This window comes from Neorhizobium sp. USDA 3394, from assembly GCF_056280385.1.
Genome location: NZ_JBWCDU010000002.1, coordinates 1,924,101 through 1,942,895 on the forward strand (window position 1 = coordinate 1,924,101; position 18,795 = coordinate 1,942,895).

At 60.1% G+C, this 18,795-nt stretch carries 16 protein-coding genes and 1 pseudogene; 12 read left to right on the forward strand and 5 right to left on the reverse strand.

Annotated features, from left to right (window positions below):
* Positions 1-58: 58 nt before the first annotated feature.
* Positions 59-2,062: a putative bifunctional diguanylate cyclase/phosphodiesterase gene (locus ACZ9EJ_RS30675; protein WP_046640000.1), complete on the reverse strand. Its 2,004-nt coding sequence runs from the start codon at positions 2,060-2,062 to the stop codon at positions 59-61.
* A 169-nt stretch (positions 2,063-2,231) separates the two neighbouring features.
* Complete coding sequence (locus ACZ9EJ_RS30680; protein WP_476100467.1) at positions 2,232-2,582, reverse strand: transglutaminase-like domain-containing protein; 351 nt, start codon at positions 2,580-2,582, stop codon at positions 2,232-2,234.
* A gap of 305 nt (positions 2,583-2,887) precedes the next feature.
* Between ACZ9EJ_RS30680 and ACZ9EJ_RS30685 the strand changes: the two genes are divergently transcribed.
* The 3 genes from ACZ9EJ_RS30685 (at position 2,888) to ACZ9EJ_RS30695 (ending at position 4,392) form a co-directional block, all read left to right on the forward strand.
* On the forward strand, positions 2,888-3,172 hold the full coding sequence (locus ACZ9EJ_RS30685) for a type II toxin-antitoxin system ParD family antitoxin (RefSeq protein ID WP_046629689.1): 285 nt from the start codon (positions 2,888-2,890) through the stop codon (positions 3,170-3,172).
* 579 nt (positions 3,173-3,751) lie between these two features.
* Positions 3,752-4,006 (forward strand): type II toxin-antitoxin system VapB family antitoxin, encoded by a 255-nt coding sequence (locus ACZ9EJ_RS30690; RefSeq protein ID WP_046629690.1) that lies wholly within the window; start codon positions 3,752-3,754, stop codon positions 4,004-4,006.
* Positions 4,006-4,392 carry a type II toxin-antitoxin system VapC family toxin gene (locus tag ACZ9EJ_RS30695; RefSeq protein WP_046629691.1) on the forward strand — a complete coding sequence of 129 codons (387 nt, stop codon included), beginning with the start codon at positions 4,006-4,008 and terminating at the stop codon, positions 4,390-4,392. The genes ACZ9EJ_RS30690 and ACZ9EJ_RS30695 overlap by 1 nt, the downstream gene beginning before the upstream one ends.
* 135 nt (positions 4,393-4,527) lie before the next feature.
* Here ACZ9EJ_RS30695 and ACZ9EJ_RS30700 read toward each other — a convergent pair whose 3' ends face one another.
* Positions 4,528-5,316, reverse strand: a complete 789-nt coding sequence (locus ACZ9EJ_RS30700) for a discoidin domain-containing protein (protein ID WP_046629692.1) — start codon at positions 5,314-5,316, stop codon at positions 4,528-4,530.
* Between the two features lie 11 nt (positions 5,317-5,327).
* Positions 5,328-7,109 (reverse strand): heparinase II/III domain-containing protein, encoded by a 1,782-nt coding sequence (locus tag ACZ9EJ_RS30705; RefSeq protein ID WP_046629693.1) that lies wholly within the window; start codon positions 7,107-7,109, stop codon positions 5,328-5,330.
* 172 nt (positions 7,110-7,281) lie between these two features.
* Between ACZ9EJ_RS30705 and ACZ9EJ_RS30710 the strand changes: the two genes are divergently transcribed.
* From ACZ9EJ_RS30710 to ACZ9EJ_RS30740, 7 genes and pseudogenes are all read left to right on the forward strand, one after another.
* Positions 7,282-8,280 (forward strand): carbohydrate ABC transporter permease, encoded by a 999-nt coding sequence (locus tag ACZ9EJ_RS30710; RefSeq protein WP_370649818.1) that lies wholly within the window; start codon positions 7,282-7,284, stop codon positions 8,278-8,280.
* 3 nt (positions 8,281-8,283) lie between these two features.
* The gene (locus ACZ9EJ_RS30715) at positions 8,284-9,120 is read left to right on the forward strand and encodes a carbohydrate ABC transporter permease (RefSeq protein WP_040125532.1); all 837 of its coding nucleotides are present in this window, start codon (positions 8,284-8,286) and stop codon (positions 9,118-9,120) included.
* Positions 9,121-9,124: 4 nt separating this feature from the next.
* Entirely contained in the window at positions 9,125-10,297 is a 1,173-nt protein-coding gene (locus tag ACZ9EJ_RS30720) for a glycoside hydrolase family 88 protein (RefSeq protein ID WP_046629695.1), read from the forward strand.
* Between the two features lie 10 nt (positions 10,298-10,307).
* Entirely contained in the window at positions 10,308-11,417 is a 1,110-nt protein-coding gene (locus ACZ9EJ_RS30725; RefSeq protein WP_046629696.1) for an ABC transporter ATP-binding protein, read from the forward strand.
* 20 nt (positions 11,418-11,437) lie between these two features.
* Positions 11,438-12,169, forward strand: coding sequence for a DUF624 domain-containing protein (locus tag ACZ9EJ_RS30730; RefSeq protein WP_046629697.1), 732 nt, complete (start codon positions 11,438-11,440; stop codon positions 12,167-12,169).
* A gap of 31 nt (positions 12,170-12,200) precedes the next feature.
* Positions 12,201-13,481, forward strand: a complete 1,281-nt coding sequence (locus tag ACZ9EJ_RS30735; protein ID WP_046629698.1) for an ABC transporter substrate-binding protein — start codon at positions 12,201-12,203, stop codon at positions 13,479-13,481.
* A gap of 64 nt (positions 13,482-13,545) precedes the next feature.
* Positions 13,546-15,406: pseudogene (locus tag ACZ9EJ_RS30740) on the forward strand (DUF2264 domain-containing protein).
* A gap of 39 nt (positions 15,407-15,445) precedes the next feature.
* Here ACZ9EJ_RS30740 and ACZ9EJ_RS30745 read toward each other — a convergent pair.
* A complete protein-coding gene (locus ACZ9EJ_RS30745) occupies positions 15,446-16,447 on the reverse strand; it encodes a LacI family DNA-binding transcriptional regulator (RefSeq protein WP_046639998.1) in 1,002 nt (333 codons plus the stop codon).
* A 191-nt stretch (positions 16,448-16,638) separates the two neighbouring features.
* Here ACZ9EJ_RS30745 and ACZ9EJ_RS30750 point away from each other — a divergent pair, with 191 nt between their 5' ends.
* Positions 16,639-17,667 carry an ABC transporter substrate-binding protein gene (locus ACZ9EJ_RS30750; RefSeq protein ID WP_046629700.1) on the forward strand — a complete coding sequence of 343 codons (1,029 nt, stop codon included), beginning with the start codon at positions 16,639-16,641 and terminating at the stop codon, positions 17,665-17,667.
* A gap of 81 nt (positions 17,668-17,748) precedes the next feature.
* Positions 17,749-18,795: ABC transporter permease (locus ACZ9EJ_RS30755; protein ID WP_476100478.1), on the forward strand; the 1,047-nt coding region annotated here is incomplete at its 3' end.

Sequence of the window (18,795 nt, forward strand, 5' to 3'; positions counted from 1 at the left end):
CTACCATTCTGCGGCAAAACGAGGTTCACGCGTAGGCCGTTTTTGGCAGGCAAATCCGTCAGGCAGCCTCAGGCGAGTGGCGCTTCAACAGTTCATGGACGCTGCTGATAGGGAGAGGCTTTCCGAACAAGTAGCCTTGTATTTCGCTACAGCCCTGCTCTCTTACCCGGTTCAATTGATCGCTGGTCTCGACACCTTCCGCAGTGGTCGTGATGCCGAGACTTGCCCCCAGATCGACGACGGCTTTCACAATGGCAGCGCAATCCTTGGAGTTTCCAAGTTCGCGAATGAAGGATTGGTCGATTTTGATCTTGTCAAATGGAAAGAGCCGAAGATAGCTCAACGATGAATATCCGGTACCAAAGTCGTCCATCGCAATCCGCACTCCCAGGCTCCTGATATGGTGCAGCGTTGCCAAGGCCGTGTCGTTGTCGGTCAGCAGAACCGATTCAGTGATCTCGAGTTCAAGCCGAGATGCTGGTAGCCCTGCATCGCCAAGCGCGGAGACGACGGTGTGCGCAAGCGTCTGGCTCTTGAACTGCAGCGGGGAAAGGTTGACGGCCACGCCGATATCGGCCGGCCAACTCGCGGCATCTTTGCAGGCTTGACGCAGGACCCATTCCCCAATGGGCACGATCATTCCGGTTTCCTCCGCCAGCGGGATGAACTCAGCCGGCGAAACCAGACCGCGTTCAGGGTGATGCCAACGCAGCAGGGCCTCGAACCCAACAACCTGTTCGGTTACCGTATCCACCTGCGGCTGATAGTAAAGCTCGAATTGATTGGTTTCGAGGGCCTGCTGGAGCACAGTTTCAAGATCACGACGCGCTTGCCTGTCGGCATCCATCACGGTTTCGAAGAAGCAAAAGGTGCCGCGGCCCATCGCCTTTGCCTTATACAAAGCCGTGTCGGCGTGCCGCAAAAGCGAGTCGCCCATGTCGCCGTCGTCCGGAGCCATCGAAATGCCGATGCTGACGCCAATGCGAACGGATTTTCCATCGATGATGAAAGCCTTGTCGACAACGTCAATAATCCGCTGGGCCAGGGATGAAACCTGGTCTCTGCTTTGGACATCGGTCTGGAAGATAACGAATTCATCGCCGCCGAGGCGCGCGATGCTGTCGCCGTCGCGTAAACAGTCCGTCAGCCTGTCTGCAACCGCTTTGAGCAGGAGATCGCCCACGGCATGCCCCAGGCTGTCATTTACCTCCTTGAATCGGTCCAGATCCAAACATAGCAAGGAGCTTGTCTTCCCGCTGACTGCGAGCTCCCTGTCGATCTTCTCGCGCAACAGCGTTCGATTGGGCAACCCCGTCAGCGGGTCGTGGCCAGCCATGTATTTGATTTGCTCATCCGCACGCACCGCGTCGGTGACATCTTCATGCGCTGCGACATATCCGCCGTTCTCCATGGGATTGTGTGAGATCTTTATGACTCTCCCATCCATCAGCGATATGTTCTGACTTGCCACTGACCGTTTCAGGGCGGCTTCGACGACTACATCGAAATAGGTTTCACGATGGGCGGGCGCATTGCCCGCTATCACCCGATAGTCGAGAATCTGCTGCAATGGTGTACCCGGTCGGGTCAGTTGCTCCGGCAAATTGTACAAGCGCGAGTACGCCGCGTTGCACAGCATCAGATTTTTGTCCGCGTCGAACATGCACAACCCGTGAGGCATGTTGGCTAAAGCCGTATCGAAAAGGTTTGTCTGTTCGGAAAGCTCTTTTTTTATCACCGCGTGCGCTGATATATCCTTGCACTGGATCAACCAGCGGCCCTCGCCCACGGGAGTGGAAGTCAGGGAGAGGAGTCCGTTGCCGACTTCTATTTCCTGCTGCAGCGATTTCTGTTCGGTGACCAAGTGTGTCAACCAAAGCCTAGCTTGGGTATCAGCAGGCAACTGCTCAGCGATCGCCTTTGCATCCACTCCCATAGTCAGTTCCGGAATTTGCAGCAGTTGCGACAGGCGATTGTTTACCACCAGCACCCGCAGATCCGAATCCAGAAGGGCGATGCCTTGAGCGATGTTAGCGAAAACGACCTCGAAGGGGGTGAGCATGTTCCATCCTCTGCTCTCTGGAGCATACACGTGTATGTGGTGTAGGGCGAGCCGAATGCAACGAGGCTATATAGGACCGTCATTCCTGCGGTCACGTACCTCGTGCGCATATCGCCCCAGACGCGCATGATGACCTGTTATGACCGAAGGGAGCCGCGCGCTATTAGGATCATTCAGTTTCCTTGACCTCGACCGCAACATCCATTGCCATAAAGGCGTCCGTGCTGCCAGAGCTTCCTGAAACCGGTACGACGTGCGCGATATCGCGGCTTACCGCCACTGGAATGAGGTTTGCACCGCCCATGCTTCGGTTGGTTGGATCGAATGTTATCCGGCCTGCTCCTGGGACAAAGATTTCCGCCCACGCATGGGTCGAGCCGCTGTCCGTCGACCCTCCAAGCGTGCGGTCCGGCTTGAAGATGTAGCCGGAAACAATCCGGGCACCGAAGCCTAAGCTACGTGCCGCCTCGGCGAACAGAACGGCGAAGTCCCTGCAAGAGCCCCATCTGTAAAACAGCACCGAAGGTTGACCCCGTTTGAAAAGGCGGCAAGCGCCTGACTTTACTTGCAAACTCGCAACGAGGGCGGGGTCATCATCGGCGCCGATCGTGAACCCCAGCCGATCTGCATTCCATCTCAGTAGATCAAGGCTCTACGGCCCCGATCATGGGGTCAACCTTCGGCGCTGATTCACACTCAGCGACCGGTGACACCGCTGGATTGGTTGATATCCCCCTTGCCCCGGATTTTCCGAGGTTGTCATGAAGGAGTAGGATTCTATCCCATTCCATGCTATAAGAGTGTAGAAATAAAGGGTATCAACCCATGCGTTCAACTCAGCAGATGAGTATCACGTTGCCGATCGAGATGGCAACGTTGGTGAAAAGCCGGGTATCCAGCGGAGATTATGCTTCCGAAAGCGAAGTTATCCGCGAGGGATTGCGGGCTTTGCAAGAACGGGAGAACGCTGTCGAACAATGGTTGCGCCACGAAGCTGCGGCCGCCTATGACGCGCATAAAGCCAATCGTGGTAAAGCCCGGCCGCTGGATGAAGCGTGGAAGCGCATCGAAGCGCAGATGGATGCCATTGATCAGGAAGAGGGTGCGTGAAGCGTTATCGCGTTCGTCTCACCGAGGAAGCGGAAGCAGATGTCGCCTGGATTTATCGGTCGGTTCGCAGGACGTCATCCTCCGCGGTCCTAGCCCGCAAAATATCGCGCGGATTCGGGCATTCCTGACGGAATTTGAGACATTTCCGGAGCGCGGCACGATCCGCGACGCGCGCAATGGAATGCGGCTTATCGGCTTTAGCGCCGCGTCAGTGTGGTGTTTGTTGTCGAGGACAACGAGGTGGTCTTTTGCGCCTCCTGTACGCAGGACAGCACTTTCAACGCGGCGAGCATCCTCTCGACGACCGCAAATAGTAACAAGGATGTGAAACAGAGCCGAAAGTTGACCCCGTTTGAACGGCGGTAACCGCCTGACTTTACTTGCAAACTCGCAACGAGGGCGAGGTCATCATCGGCGCCGATCGTGACCCCACCCGATCTGCATTTTATCTCACCAGATCAAGGCTTTTCGGGCCCGATGACAGGGGTCAACCTTCGGCGCTCACTCACATGCGTAGTTGCGTGCGCTGCGACGATTTACCAGGTAGATTGTGGATATAGAGGAACCTGGATACCTGCTATGGCACTGAGCATCAAAGATCCCGATACTGAAAAGCTCGCGCGTGAGCTGGCTGCACGTACCGGTGAAACCATCACCCTAGCGACACGACGCGCGCTTGAGGAACGTCTCAAGCGTATGGGATCGGAAGCGGCAAAGGCTGCCCTTCTCGAGGATATGGAGGCAATGCAACGGCGCCTCAGCGCTCTGCCGGTTCTCGATGACCGCAGCCCGGATGAAATCATCGGCTACGATGAAAACGGTGTTCCGAACTGATGGTGATTGACACGTCGGCGATCGTCGCAATCTTCTTCAGTGAGCCGGATGCCCAATATTATCGCGAACGCATTGCCGACGATCCCCTCCGGCTCATTTCGGCGGCAACGCTTCTCGAAGCCTCGATGGTCATCGAGGGGCGCTTTGGCGAAGCGGGTGGAGCTGAACTCGATCTCTGGCTGCACAAGGTCAAAGTAGATGTCGTTGCGGTGAGCGCCGAGCACGCCGATCAGGCTCGCCGGGCCCGGCGCCGCTACGGCAAGGGCCGTCATCCGGCTGCCTTGAACTACGGCGACTGCTTCTCGTACGCTCTCGCCGCACTGACCGGCGAGCCGCTGCTGTTCAAGGGCAAAGACTTTTCGCAGACCGATGTTCAGGCACTCTAATCACGACGAACCCGACCATGCAGCCCAACGATGCACCGGTTCTTCCTGCTCCGCCGGCCCCTCCCCTGCCGGCGCATCTGTAGATCAAGGCTATATCGACCGGATCATAGGGGTCAACCTTCGGCGCAGATTCACTTAGTCCGCCTCGCGTCCCCAGACCTCTATCTGGGTCAGCGCCGGAAAGGGCGATGGGTCGTCGGCCTTGATCAGGCTGTGCAGCCTGATCCATTCCACCGTCTGCTCCCTCACCGGGAAACACTGAGCCGCACCCGTCTTGACCAGCGACAAACATGCGGTCTCGGCGTTGGAAAAGGTGACGCTCGCCTTTTCCCACCAGGCGTCATGCGGAAAGTCCGCTCGCAGGTAGAGGACGATCTCGTCGATTTTCACCGGCCGGCCGAAATCCAGCGTCAGCGTCGCATCCGGATCGCGATTGATCCCCCAGCTCGTATAGGGCCAGAAGCCATGATCGTCATTCGCCTTTTCGCCGTCTATGGCGTTGCGGGCGGCGAAGACCGCCTCCCCGCGTGTCTCGACATTCGCCTTGGCGTGCGGAAAGACAGAGGCATTGGCATGGTCATCCCACGGATTGAACGCCAGGTTCCGACGCGCTGCGATTTCCTCCGGGCGCGCCTTGCGGACGCACAGTCTGTGGATTTTGCCTTCGAAGGCCCGCGGAGAATAAGGAATGCGCTTGGGACCAAAAGGGACCCCGAGCGCATAGCTACGCCCCTTCATATAGACGGTCGCGGGCGTCATCGCGTCGTCGAGCGCGAGCATGAGATATCCCGGCTGGGACGTTTCGACGACGACCTGATCGCCGTCGTTGTAGCTGTCGCGAAAAACGAGATAGGCCTCGTCCGTGCCCGTTGCCCTGGCGCGGACCTCGCCCGCCACATCTACGACCTTCAGTGTCAGTTCCATGCTCGTCCTCCTCAGACGATCCGCAGTTTCAGGCAGGTCCCGGCAAAGGGGATGCGCAGTCGATAAATTCTCGGGGGCCAGGAGATGCGCAGGCGGGCATCGTCGATGTCGATTGCCTCGACCTCGATCCCGCCTGCCCCCTCAAGGTCGATGCGACCGAGACCGTCGAAATGAATGGCGTGGTCGATGATCGGCTCGACGCAGGTCATCACAGAAAGCACCGCTGGCAGTTCGCCCTCATGAATGTCCACGACCTCGATCTCCTGTCCGCGCCGAAGCGTGACGGTTCGCCGGTAGGATTGCACGCGTGCCTCGACCGGATAGGCCGCCGCGATGTCCAGAAAAACCTGCGCCTGTTTTTCGGTGAATTCAGCGTGGACGTCCCGCGCCGCAAAATCCGCCCCGGGGGCCTGGCTCACACCACCGAAAGTCGGCAGGTTGTGGAAGCCCGACTGCATGGTCCAGATATCGTAGCGCTCGGAGGAAAAGGTTTTTGCCGTGTAGGTTTCGACGCCAACGTCGATCAGGAACGGCTTGCCGTCCTTATAGACCGTCAGGCTGCCGACGTCGTTGTGGTTATGGCTTTCCCCGTTATTGCCGCCTTTGACGGCAAGCGCAAAGCGATCGTCGCGGGCAACGAACAGGCCAATTCCCGGATAAAACGTATCGCCCGCCAGCTTCGCTTCTCCGCCGGCTTCCGGCGTTACCAGCAGTTCCTGCACGCGATACCAGAGGTTCCACTCCTCAGGCAGGTGTTTGTGCTCCGACGACAGACGGTCGCGCGCGGCGAATGCCGCCAGGACATCGGACCCGACGGCCTTGCCGAACAGATATTCGCGAACGGTACATGGCTCTATCACCGCGGCAGAATCGGCAAAATTGAAATACCGGCGGCCGGCCACATGCATGTTGACGATATAGTCCGCCATGCTGCGGATTTTCGGAGCCTTCCAAAGCGGCGCCATCGAAGCCGGCGCCACCGTGTCGAGAATGGCCATCGCCCCGGCCATGCAGAGCGCCGCATGGCGGTAATAGACCACTCCCTCCTCGCAGGCCCCGTCATCCGCGTAATCCTTGATGAAGGCGTCGAGGCTGGAAAGGGCTTTCTCGACGACCCGCAGCCGCAGGCCCTGGTCCGTCTTGAGGGCGAAGGCTGAAAGCAGGACGTTCTGGGTTATCCACGCCGTCCAGTTGTTCATTCGCTCCCTGCCGTTGCCCATCCACCAGAAATGCCGGTCGAGATAGGGCGACAAGATGCGCAACCGGATCTCCCGCTCGATGCGGGCGACGACCTGCGGGCCGGCCTCGTCGAGCCCATCTCGCATCAGAGCAGCCGCGGTCGCCAGAAGGGCACCTGTCTCCGCCGCAAACAGATCGACGACCGGCTGCTCCGTATCGGGCAAGGCAAATCGCTGCCCACCCCGCTCATAGGCGTTGTGAGCCGGAAGCTGCCAGCCGCTTTCCTCGCAGATCAGGAAGATGCCGTCCACGACTGCATCGATGAACCGCCCCTTGGCCTCGAGCAGCTCGGCAAGAACCAGATCGTTCAACATCCGTCGCCGCGAAAAATACAGCGCTTCGAAACGCGAGCGGTTCCCGTTCAGCGAATATTCGCGATAGTCAGAAGCCTTGATGACCGACCACGAACGGCCAAGCGCCGCCTCCGCATCCCGCATGACCGCAGAACGCATATCATCGGACACGGCATCCCAGGCGACCCGGTCGCCGATCGGCGCGCCGGGCATGAAGTCCGCCAAAACCGGCGGCAGCGACCCGGCGATCTCGCTGAACATCGACCTTCCTCCATGCGACCGATAAACGACCTCATTCGCCACCTATCATACGTATTTTAAGATGACTACAGAATTCATATGATTTATCCATAAATTTGTTTGACCAATGTGAGAGATGTGCTATCCCCTCGATAGGGAGGCGGCACGCCCGTAACACAATGGGCGGCCGTGGATGGCCCTTGGGCATCGATCGGAGCATCCTGGTTCGAGGAGGGATAAAGTGTCCATGTCGAATTCGACCATTGCCGCAGGTGATGCGCCGGCAGCATCCCGGCGGTCGGGCAAGGTGTTGTCGCGCCGTCGGCGCAAGATGCAGAGCGCGCTGGTCGCCTACTCCTTCATCGCCCCGAATTTCCTTGGCTTCGCCGTCTTTACACTCGGTCCGATCCTGTTCGCCTTCGTGCTGGCGTTCATGCATTGGGACGGCTCGAATGCGATCACGTTTGCCGGTCTCGACAATTTCTGGCGGCTGTTCGAAGACAAGGTCTTCATTGCCGCATTCTGGAACACGATCATCTATACGGTCGTATCGGTCCCCGCGACGCTCGCCTGCGCGCTCGGCCTGGCGATCCTCTTGAACCAGAAGATCTTCGGGCGCGACTTCTTCCGCACGGCGATGTTCTTTCCCTACGTCGCTTCGCTGGTGGCGGTTGCCGTGGTCTGGAACATGATCTTCAACCCCGAAATGGGGCCGGTGAACATGATCCTCTATACACTCGGCCTGGACCCCAAGGACATGCCGGGCTGGGCAGCCGACCGGCATTGGGCGATGGTGACGGTCATCCTCTTCGGCGTCTGGAAGAGCATGGGCTATTACATGGTCATCTACCTCGCCGGGCTGCAGGGCATCAATTCCGAGCTCTACGAGGCGGCCGATCTCGACGGCGCCAATGCGTGGCAAAAGTTTCTCTATGTCACCCTGCCGCAGCTCGGGCCGACGACCTTCTTCGTCACGGTCATGCTGACCATCCAGTCGTTCAAGGTCTTCGACCAGATCTACATGATCACCCAGGGCGGGCCCGGCACCTCAACGCTGGTCCTCGTTTATCACATCTACAACGAAGCCTTCATCTCCTGGGACCTCGGTTATTCCAGCATGATTGCGCTTGTTCTCTTCTTTCTCGTGCTGGCGGTCACGGTCGTCCAGTTCCGCCGACAGAAGGAGGATTGATCCGTGAAGATTGCCGGACGCAAGGTCACCGCCAAGAGCATTGCAGTCTATGCAACGGTCATCGTCATCACCGCGGTGATGCTGATGCCTTTCGCCTGGATGCTGTCAGCCTCGCTGAAACTCAGCCGCGATGTCTTCGTCTTCCCGATCGAGTGGATTCCGTCGCAACCACAGTGGCAGAACTACGTGGACATCTGGACGAAGATCCCGCTTGGCCTGTTCATCTACAACACATCGAAGCTGACGATCATCGTCACCCTGCTCCAGCTACTGACGTCGAGCTTCGCCGCCTATGCCTTTGCCAAGCTCGATTTTCCCTACAAGAACACCCTTTTCCTTGGCTATATCGCGACGATTGCCATGCCGTGGCAGGTCTACATGGTGCCGCAATTCCTGCTGATGCGCGAATTCGGCCTGAACAATACGCACCTGGCGCTGATCTGCCTGCAGGCCTTCACCGCTTTCGGTGTGTTCCTCATGCGGCAGTTCTACATGTCGATCCCGACGGAGCTTTGCGAAGCAGCGCGCATCGACGGCATGAACGAATATCAGATCTGGGCGCGCATCATGCTGCCGCTGTCGAAGCCCGCGCTTTCGACGCTGACCATCTTCACCTTCGTCACCACCTGGAACGACTTCCTCGGTCCGATGATCTACCTGACCAAGACGGAGCTGAAGACCATCCAGATCGGCCTGCGCATGTTCATCTCGCAATATTCCGCCGAATACGGGCTGATCATGGCGGCATCGGTCGTCGCCCTTATTCCCGTGCTGATCGTCTTCCTGTCGCTGCAGCGCTTCTTCGTCGAAGGCGTAGCGTCGTCGGGCCTCAAGGGTTAACGTCATGAATGCCTTCACGCAGATCGCTCCCCAACCGATCACGGATGCCGAGGTCAAGGCAGCGCTCGATCTCGCCGTCGCCCAGGTCCGGCGCAATCTGCCGGCCTTCACCTATGCGTGCCAGAACCATTCCAGCGTCGGCAATTTTTATCCCGCCGTCGAGAACACCCAATGGACCGCGGGTTTCTGGCCGGGAGAAATCTGGCTGGCGTTCGAGCATACGGGCGACAAGGTTTTCCAGCATGCGGCGCAGATCCAGGTGCAGAGCTTTCTGCATAGGATCGAGAACCGCATCGAGACCGACCACCACGACATGGGCTTTCTCTATTCGCCCTCCTGCATCGCGGCGTGGAAGCTTGTCGGCGACGAGGACGGACGCAAGGCCGCCATTCTGGCCGCGGACCAGCTTATCGAGCGCTTCCAGCCGATCGGCCAGTTCATCCAGGCCTGGGGCCGCAAGGGTGTCGCGGACGAATACCGCTACATCATCGACTGCCTGCTGAACCTGCCCTTGCTCTATTGGGCAAGCCGCGAGACGGGTAATGGGAAATACCGCGACATCGCGCTCATCCATGCCCGCACGACGCTGGCAAATTCGGTCAGGCCGGACAATTCCACCTATCATACGTTCTACATGGATCCGGTTACCGGTGCCCCCGTGCGCGGTGCGACGAAACAGGGCTACAAGGACGACAGTTTCTGGGCGCGCGGGCAGGCATGGGGTATTGCCGGCATGGCGCTTTCCTATCGCTATGAGCCGATCGACGAATATCGCAACACCTTCGACCGGCTCCTCGATTTCTATCTGAAGAAGCTGCCGGCCGACATGGTGCCCTACTGGGATCTGGTGTTCTCCGACGGAGATGGTGAGCCGCGCGATACGTCGTCGGCCTCGATCGTTGCCTGCGGATTGCTCGAAATGGCCGACCTTGTCGAGGCCGATGCCGCCGTGCGTTACCGCGAGCTGGCGCGGCGCATGATGAAGAGCCTCGCCGAGCACTACGCGGTCAAGGACCCGGCCATGTCCAACGGCCTTGTCCTCAACGGGACCTATTCCAAAAAATCGCCCTACAACACCTGCCGCGGCGAAGGCGTCGACGAGTGCGTCTCCTGGGGCGACTATTATTACATGGAAGCCCTGACGCGCCTCGCGCGCGCCTGGTCTTCCTATTGGTGAGAGATAACCGATGGCCAGCATTTCACTGAAAAAACTGAACAAGTCCTACGGCGCCCTCACTGTCGTCCATGACATCGATCTGGAGATCGCCGACAAGGAATTCATCATTCTCGTCGGGCCGTCGGGTTGCGGCAAATCGACGACGCTCCGGATGATCGCCGGGCTGGAGGAGATTTCCGGCGGCGAGCTTCAGATCGGCGGCGACCTGATGAACGATGTGCCGTCCAAGGACCGCGACATCGCCATGGTCTTCCAGAACTATGCGCTCTATCCGCATATGACCGTCTACAAGAACATGGCTTTCGGCCTGCAGCTTCGGAAAGTCTCCCGGGATTTTATCGACAGCCAGGTTCAGGACGCCGCGAAGATTCTCGACATCACGCACCTTCTCAACCGCAAGCCGAAGGCTCTGTCCGGCGGCCAGCGCCAGCGCGTCGCGCTCGGGCGCGCCATGGTACGCAATCCGGCAGTCTTCCTGCTGGACGAGCCGCTCTCCAATCTCGATGCCAAGCTTCGCGGCACCATGCGCGCCGAGATCACCAAGCTGCACAAGCGTCTGCATGCCACCTTCATCTACGTCACCCACGACCAGATCGAGGCGATGACCATGGCCGATCGCATCGTGGTGATGAAGGACGGGCATATCCAGCAGGTCGATACCCCGCAGAACCTCTATGACCGGCCGCTCAACATGTTCGTCGCCGGCTTTATCGGCGCACCGCAGATGAACATGATGCCATCCGTGATCGAGCGGCGCGGCGAGCGATATTTTGCCCTGTTCGATGGGCGGGAACTGCCCTTGCCGGCGCATTTCGACAAAAGCCGCATCGCACCCTATGAAGGCCGCGAGCTGGTCATCGGCATCCGGCCTGAGAACTTCCACGAATTGCCGCCAGCCGACATCGCGCCGGAAAACCTGGCGCCGTTCAGCGCCGTCATGGAACTCGCCGAGCCGATGGGCTCGGAAATCCACCTCAATATCGTCGCCGGCGGGCGCAGCTTGATCGCGCGCGTGTCGCCCCGCTTCAAGGGCGCGATCGGCGACGAGGTCAAGCTGGTCGTCGACACGACCAATATGCAGTTGTTCGACAAGCAAACGGAGCGCTCGATCCTTTATTAGGCGGGCGGGAGGAAACGGCCATGCAATGGCTGCGCGACATGTGGACGAAGGAGGGGCCGGGCATTCCGAAGAATGCGCCGAAGAAGACCGGTCTCGCCCTTTTCGCCGATACGTTCGCGCGCGAGTGGTGGGAGATGGTCAAATTGAACATCCTGTTCATTCTGGCCGCGCTCTTCGTCGTCACCATCCCCGCCGCGATCGCTGCAACCGCCCGCATTTCGGTCGCCTTCGTCGAAGACCGCAACACCTATCTCCTGCGGGATTTCGTCGAAGCGTTTTTCCGATATTTCTGGCGCGCGACCGCGTGGGGCCTTGCCTTCACCCTTGCGATCGGCCTCGGCGTCTATGCGATCGTCACCTATGCCGCAACCGCGAAAGACAATCTCGTCCTCGCCCTGCCGCTGACGATTGCGCTGATCGCGACGGTTTTCATCCTCCTGGTGGCCTGCCACCTCGTGGTGCTGATGGTGATGCGCGATCTTTCGGCGCCAGTGCTGCTGCGGCTCGCAGCCATCGCATCGGTCGTCCGTCCTCTGCCGGCGCTCGCCGCGCTTGTATTCGTCGCCGCGCTCTGGCTCGCGCATATCGTCTTTTATCCGGTGTCGGTGTTCATGCCGGCCACCCTCAATTTTTCACTCGGAATGTTCGCCGTCACATTCGGCGTCCATCGGGCAGCGGTCATGGTTCTAGCCCTGCCAATGGCAATACAGGCGCATCGCGAACCGCATGCTGGTGACGCCAAGCATATCTAATCCAGAGACACTTCAGGGAAGGAGAACGGAAATGTATTTGGGGAAATTCGGGAGATCGGTGAGGTTGGCGATGGCGGGTCTCGCCATGGCGACGTCGTTCGCAGGATCGGCATACGCACAATCGGGCAATGCCGTGACGCTCAAATGGGCGCTGTGGGATTGGGACAAGGTGGCTTATTACAAGCCGCTGATAGCGGCATACCAGGCCAAGAATCCGAACGTTAAGTTCGAATCCGTGGACCTCGGTTCGCAGGACTACCAGCAGATGATCGCCACGCAGCTCGCGGGGGGCTCCAAGGATATAGACATCGTCACCGTCAAGGACGTTCCGAACTACACGAACCTCGTCCGCGCCGGCTCGATTTCGGACCTCTCCGGCTTCATGACGGAACAGAAGATCGATCCCGCGTCCTTCGGCGGCCTTGTCGACGAGCTCAAGATCGACGGCAAGATCTATGCCCTGCCGTTCCGCTCGGATTTCTGGGTCGTCTATTACAACAAGGACATTTTCGACAAGGCCGGCGTTACTTATCCGACCAACGACATGACCTGGGCGCAGTTCGACCAGATCGCCACGAAGCTCGCAGGCGGCATGGGCGCAAACAAGACCTACGGCGCCCTCTTCCACACATGGCGCTCAACGGTCCAGCTTCCGGGCATCCTCGACGGCAAAAAGACGTTGGCTGGACCGGACTACGCTTTCCTGAAGCCGTGGTATGAGCGGGCGCTTGCGCTGCAGAAGGCCGGTGTTGTTCCGTCCTATGGGTCGCTGAAGACCTCCAATACCCATTACTCGGCGCTGTTCTTCAACGGCACGATCGGCATGCTGCCGATGGGGACCTGGTTCGTCGGCACCCAGATCGCCAAGGTTGCCTCCGGCGAATCCAAGAGCAAGAACTGGGGGATCGTGAAGTTCCCGCATCCGGACGGCGTTGCAGCGGGCACGACCGCAGCGCAGATTTCCGGTCTCGCGGTCAACACCAACTCCGCCCACAAGGCCGAGGTGCTTGACTTCATCAAGTTCGTCACCGGCCCGGAAGGTGCGGCCATCATCGCCGGCACCGGCACGATCCCGACTGTCCGCACGCCGGAAGTCACCGCCAAGATCGCATCGCTGCCCGGCTTCCCCCAGGACCAGGCGAGCAAGGACGCACTCCAGTCCGGCAAGTCCTTCCTGGAAATGGCCGTCAATCCGAATGCCGCGAAGATCGAGGTTGTCCTCAACCGTGCGCATGACTCGATCATGACCGACAACATCTCCATCGACGACGGCCTGAAGGAAATGACCGACGGCGTGAAGGCCATCAAGTAACAGCCCGACCCGCGGAGGCCGCGTCCTCCGCGGGTCTTTTCTTTCGATAAAAAATGGTTTGCCCGTGATCTACGACCCAGTTCGAACCAATCCCCTTTGCGGGAACCCTCTTCTTTCCCGAGCCGATCTTGGCAAGGGCGGTGCTGGATCTGTTCAAACCGCTTCTTGCCTATTTTTCGCAAGGTGGCGCACGGGTCCGCCTGAGTGCCACCGGCGCGCATTTCGACCGTGCCGCGGCCGACCTCGAAGGTTTTGCCCGGCCGCTCTGGGGGATCGTGCCGCTTGCAGCCGGAGGCCATGACTTCCCGTATTGGGACCTCTACCGCCGCGGCCTCGCCAACGGCACCGATCCCTCTCATCCGGAATATTGGGGCGACATCTCCGATCGCGACCAGCGTCAGGTGGAACTGGCTGCGGTGGGTTTTGCGCTTGCCTTGGTTCCCGAACAGATATGGGATCCGCTTGGCGACGAGCAGAAGAAGACCGTCGCAGCCTATCTCCTGTCGGCCCGCGACAAGGAATTCATCGACAACAACTGGAAATTCTTCCGGGTTCTCATCGATCTCGGCCTGACGCGCGTCGGCATAAGCTTTGACCGGTCCATGACGGAGACCTATCTCGACGAGACGGAGGCCTTCCGGCTGGGCGAAGGCTGGTATCGCGACGGGCCGGTCAAGCGCGTCGACCACTATATCCCCTTCGCCCTGCATTTTTATGCGCTGATCTATTCGGTGCTCGCGAAGGCCGATACTGAGCGCGGCGATGCCTATCGCGAGCGAGCCCGTGTCTTTGCGCAGGATATCCGCCACTGGTTCGGCCCAGACGGCGCCGCGCTCGCCTTCGGGCGCAGCCAGACATACCGGTTTGCCGCCGGCGGCTTCTGGGGCGCTTTGGCGTTTGCGGGCGTCGAAGCCCTGCCCTGGGCCGAGATCAAGGGCTACTACATGCGCCATATCCGCTGGTGGTCGAAACTTCCGATCGCCGACCGCGACGGCGTGTTGTCAATCGGCTACGGTTATCCCAATCTGCTGATGAGCGAGAGCTACAATTCTGCCGGCTCTCCCTATTGGGCGCTGAAATTTTTTCTGCCCCTGGCTCTGTCGGAGGACCATCCGTTCTGGCTGGCGCAGGAAGCCCCCGCGCCCTCCTTTCCGGACCCGGTTCCGCTCGAGGAGCCCGGCATGGTCGCCATGCATACGCCCGGCAATGTCGTCGTTCTCGCCTCCGGTCAGCAGCACGACAAGATGCGCGGCGCCCATGAGAAATACTCGAAATTCGTCTATTCCACCCGCTACGCCTTCAACATCGAGGCCAACGACCGGCATTTCGCGGCAGCAAGTTTTGACGGCATGCTGGGCCTGTCCGACGACGGCGTGCATTTCCGCATGCGCGAGACCCTCGAGCAGGCGCTGATCGCCGGTGACAGGCTCTATTCCCGCTGGAAGCCCTGGAGCGACGTCACGGTGGAGACATGGCTGGTGCCGGCCAACCCGTGGCATATCCGCATCCACCGCATTGCCACCCCTCGCACTCTGCAAACGACGGAGGGCGGCTTTGCCATTGAACAGGCGGATTTCCAGGCCGACATCGCCAGCCGAGGCGAAGGTTTCGCTGTTTGGCACGGCCGGACAGACACCAGCGCGATCATCGACCTCTCGCCTGCCTTGAAGCGGGAGGGCCATGCCATGAGCCCGATCGCCAATACCAATCTCATTCACGCAAGGACGCTTCTTCCCCAGCTCCGTGGACAGATCGAGGCCGGGACGACGCTGCTCGCGGCAGCGGTCATCGCACTCCCCAAAACCGAGATGGATCCGGCCTTTCTGCAGTCCGTCCCGGTCTGCCCGGATGTGGCGGAACTGGAACGGCTGTTCCGCACGGAAGGACAGGTGATCCCAGCCTTCAACCTCGCCGGCGGCAAGTGAGGCAGGCCACAGCGGCCTACCCTATGCTTCCCTGCCGCTTCATCCGCCTCTCACCGATCCGCGCCAGACGAGTTCCGCATCAAGTCTTCGGGAATTCGACCCAGCCGACGTGACCTGATCGAGCCAGGTCACGGCTTCGGCCGCAATCTGCTCGACGGGCTGGGCGAAGGTCGTGAGATTGTAGGAGGACCAGGATGCCTGCTCGATGTCGTCGAAGCCGACGACGCAGAGTTCGGACGGAACGGCAAGGTTGAACTGATGCCGGGCGGCATCCATCAAGCCGCAGGCAAGCAGATCGTTGACACAGAAGATCGCGTCGGGCCGCTTTTCGCGGGTGAGCAGCCGTTGCGCCAGCACCACGCCGCTCTGATAAGTGGTCGGGCCGAAACGTTCGACGGACACCTCCAGGCCATGTTCGCGACCGGCCGCGCAAAAACCCTCCTCGCGGGCCATCAGGCTCGGCGTCATCGCTTCAGAATTGGCAAACGCGAAGTTGCGACAGCCGGCACGCAACAGGGCGAAAAAGCTGCGCCGGGCGGCTTCACGATCATTGAGGTTGATCATCAGGGCGCCCTCCCGATCCTCGTCGCGGTTGATCAGAACAAGCCTTTGTCCGCTCTTCAGGCAGAGATCAGTGATCGACCTGTCCGGCATGCCCGACAGGATGATCGAGGCATCGGCGCGGTAGCTGATCGCCTGGCGGAGCGCCTGGTCGACGCTGTCGTCGGAGCGGTCGGTATTGATCAGCATGGCGACCTTCGAGGCGCTCTGGAGCTGGCCGGTGAGCGCGCGGATGAGGCTGGCGCGATAGGGCGTATCGAGCTCGGAAACGATCAGGCAGACAATGCCGCTTTCGTTGCGCATCAGCCCGCGGGCGAGATGGTTGACGTGATAGCCCAGGGCGTCGGCCGCTTCGGTCACCCGCCGCCTCGTTTCTTCCGAAACGCTCGCACCCGGCGTGAACGTACGCGAGACGGCCGACCGGGACACGCCCGCCCGGTCAGCGACTTCCTTGGCGCTGACGAAAATCTTGCGGCTCATCGCCCCCTCCCTTGCCTCAATCAATGCCTATTTTTGCAAGCGAGTGCAACAGGTGGATGACAAGAAGTGTGGCGCAGCATCGAATTCTTTAGCGATTTGTTATTGACAAGATCCACAGCTACGTGAAACCATTGCACACGCTTGCAAAGGCGGGTGATGTGGAGGCGTCACCATAATCTGGGAGGATAATCATGCGCCTGACTCTCACGGTCGCTGCCGCACTCGCGGCCGGCCTGACGATGAACGTATCGGCATCTCGTGCCGCTGAAGAACTCAACCTGATCTGCTCCGCAGACGTGGTCATCTGCGAGATGATGCAGCAGATGTTCCAGAAGGATACCGGCATTCAGGTGAACATGGTTCGCCTGTCGTCCGGCGAAACCTATGCCAAGATCCGCGCCGAAGCGCGCAATCCGAAGACGGACATCTGGTGGGCCGGGACCGGCGACCCGCACCTACAGGCGGCGACCGAAGGACTGACCCAGGAATACAAGTCGCCGCTTCTCGGGGAGCTTAACGACTGGGCCAAGAAGCAGGCGGAAAGCTCCGGTTTCCGAACGGTCGGCGTCTATGCCGGCGCGCTCGGCTGGGGCTACAATACCGAACTCTTCAAGCAGAAGAACTACAAGGAGCCCAAGTGCTGGGCCGACCTTCTCGACGCCTCGTTCAAGGGCGAGATCCAGATGGCCAACCCGAATTCCTCCGGTACTGCCTACACGGCGCTGGCGACGCTCGTGCAGATCATGGGCGAGGACAAGGCCTATGACTATCTGAAAAAACTCAACGCCAACATTTCGCAATATACCAAGTCCGGCTCGGCACCGGTCAAGGCCGCCGCCCGCGGCGAGACGGCGATCGGCATCGTGTTCATGCATGATGCGGTGGCTCAGACGGTCGAAGGTTTCCCGGTCAAGTCGATCGCGCCCTGCGAGGGCACCGGCTACGAGATCGGCTCGATGTCGATCGTCAAGGGCGCCCGCAACCTGGAAAACGCCAAGAAATGGTATGACTGGGCGCTGAAGGCCGACGTGCAGTCGCACATGAAGGAGGCGAAGTCCTTCCAGCTTCCGTCAAACGCCAAGGCGGAAGTGCCGAAGGAAGCGCCGAAGTTCGCCGACATCAAGCTGATCGATTACGACTTCACCAAATACGGCGACCCGAACACCCGCAAAAAGCTGCTTGAGCGCTGGGACAAGGAGATCGGCGCGAGCGCCAACTGATCCCGATCGCCATCGTCGCGCTGCGGCTTGGCCTGTAGCGCGACCTGACTTTCCATGCTCTCGATGAGGTCGCGGCCGGCCATGGACAATCGCAATCGCAGACTGGACCTTGTCCTTGCCTTCGGCGCCGCGGCCATGGTCGTTTTGCCGTGGTACCGGATCGAGAAGGGTTTTCTATCATTCTCCTGGCTGGGGGACTTCCCGGGGGCGGTCTCGGCCGCTCCCGGGATGCTGCAGATCTTCATGCACGGCCGCTTCTGGTTACTCGCCGCCTTGCTGGCACTTCTGGGCGCAGCCGCGGCGCGGTTCGTGGCAGATCCCATGCGGCGCGGCGCGCTTCTCGCCTGGGCGGGCGGCTTGGGCGTCGTCTTTCTCGCGCTCCAGGGGCTTGCCATCGGCAATACCGGCTGGAGCTGGACGATCACCCAGACGCTCTTTGGTGAGCTCGCCGGCGGCCAGTCGTCGATGGGGGCCGGCGCCGTCCTGATGTCCGTGGTCTTCGTCCTCTTATTTTCCTTCGGCCTTGCCGAAAGGGGTGTGATGCGCGGCGACGCGTTTGTCGTCTCCACCATCTCCGTGCTGATCTTCCTCGTCACGGTCTTCGTCTTTTATCCGATCGGCAGCATGTTCATCGGCGCCTTCCAGGATTTCGACGGCTCGGTGAATTTCGATGGTTTCAGCCGCAACATCGCCGACTCCTCGATCTGGAGCCTCGATTGTCTTGTCGGCGGCACACGCTGCGGGATCGCCTGGCGCACGCTTTTCCTGGCGATCATGACGGCTGCGGGCTCAACGCTCCTGGGTCTCGCCTTCGCGCTGGTCGCAACGCGCACGCATTTTCCCTTCAAGAAGGGCCTGCGGCTGCTGACCGTGCTGCCGATCATCACACCGCCCTTTGTCATCGGCCTTGCGCTGACGCTCCTGTTCGGCCGAGCCGGCGTCGTCACCCAGGGCCTTTCGTCGGTCTTCGGCATAGAGCCCAGCCGTTGGCTCTATGGCCTCACCGGCATCTGGATCGCCCAGGTCCTTTCCTTCACGCCGATTTCCTTCCTGGTGCTGATCGGCGTCGTCGAAGGGGTGAGCCCCTCGATGGAGGAGGCTTCGCAGACATTGCGCGCAAACCGCTGG

What these genes read in the sequence shown, in the direction of transcription:
- ACZ9EJ_RS30695 (WP_046629691.1), top strand. Translation starts at nt 4,006, where the DNA reads ATGGTGATTGACACGTCGGCGATCGTCGCAATCTTCTTCAGTGAGCCG.
- ACZ9EJ_RS30675 (WP_046640000.1), bottom strand. Translation starts at nt 2,062, where the DNA reads ATGCTCACCCCCTTCGAGGTCGTTTTCGCTAACATCGCTCAAGGCATC.
- ACZ9EJ_RS30705 (WP_046629693.1), bottom strand. Translation starts at nt 7,109, where the DNA reads ATGTTCAGCGAGATCGCCGGGTCGCTGCCGCCGGTTTTGGCGGACTTC.
- ACZ9EJ_RS30710 (WP_370649818.1), top strand. Translation starts at nt 7,282, where the DNA reads ATGGCCCTTGGGCATCGATCGGAGCATCCTGGTTCGAGGAGGGATAAA.
- ACZ9EJ_RS30730 (WP_046629697.1), top strand. Translation starts at nt 11,438, where the DNA reads ATGCAATGGCTGCGCGACATGTGGACGAAGGAGGGGCCGGGCATTCCG.
- ACZ9EJ_RS30750 (WP_046629700.1), top strand. Translation starts at nt 16,639, where the DNA reads ATGCGCCTGACTCTCACGGTCGCTGCCGCACTCGCGGCCGGCCTGACG.
- ACZ9EJ_RS30690 (WP_046629690.1), top strand. Translation starts at nt 3,752, where the DNA reads ATGGCACTGAGCATCAAAGATCCCGATACTGAAAAGCTCGCGCGTGAG.
- ACZ9EJ_RS30735 (WP_046629698.1), top strand. Translation starts at nt 12,201, where the DNA reads ATGTATTTGGGGAAATTCGGGAGATCGGTGAGGTTGGCGATGGCGGGT.
- ACZ9EJ_RS30725 (WP_046629696.1), top strand. Translation starts at nt 10,308, where the DNA reads ATGGCCAGCATTTCACTGAAAAAACTGAACAAGTCCTACGGCGCCCTC.
- ACZ9EJ_RS30685 (WP_046629689.1), top strand. Translation starts at nt 2,888, where the DNA reads ATGCGTTCAACTCAGCAGATGAGTATCACGTTGCCGATCGAGATGGCA.
- ACZ9EJ_RS30720 (WP_046629695.1), top strand. Translation starts at nt 9,125, where the DNA reads ATGAATGCCTTCACGCAGATCGCTCCCCAACCGATCACGGATGCCGAG.
- ACZ9EJ_RS30700 (WP_046629692.1), bottom strand. Translation starts at nt 5,316, where the DNA reads ATGGAACTGACACTGAAGGTCGTAGATGTGGCGGGCGAGGTCCGCGCC.
- ACZ9EJ_RS30745 (WP_046639998.1), bottom strand. Translation starts at nt 16,447, where the DNA reads ATGAGCCGCAAGATTTTCGTCAGCGCCAAGGAAGTCGCTGACCGGGCG.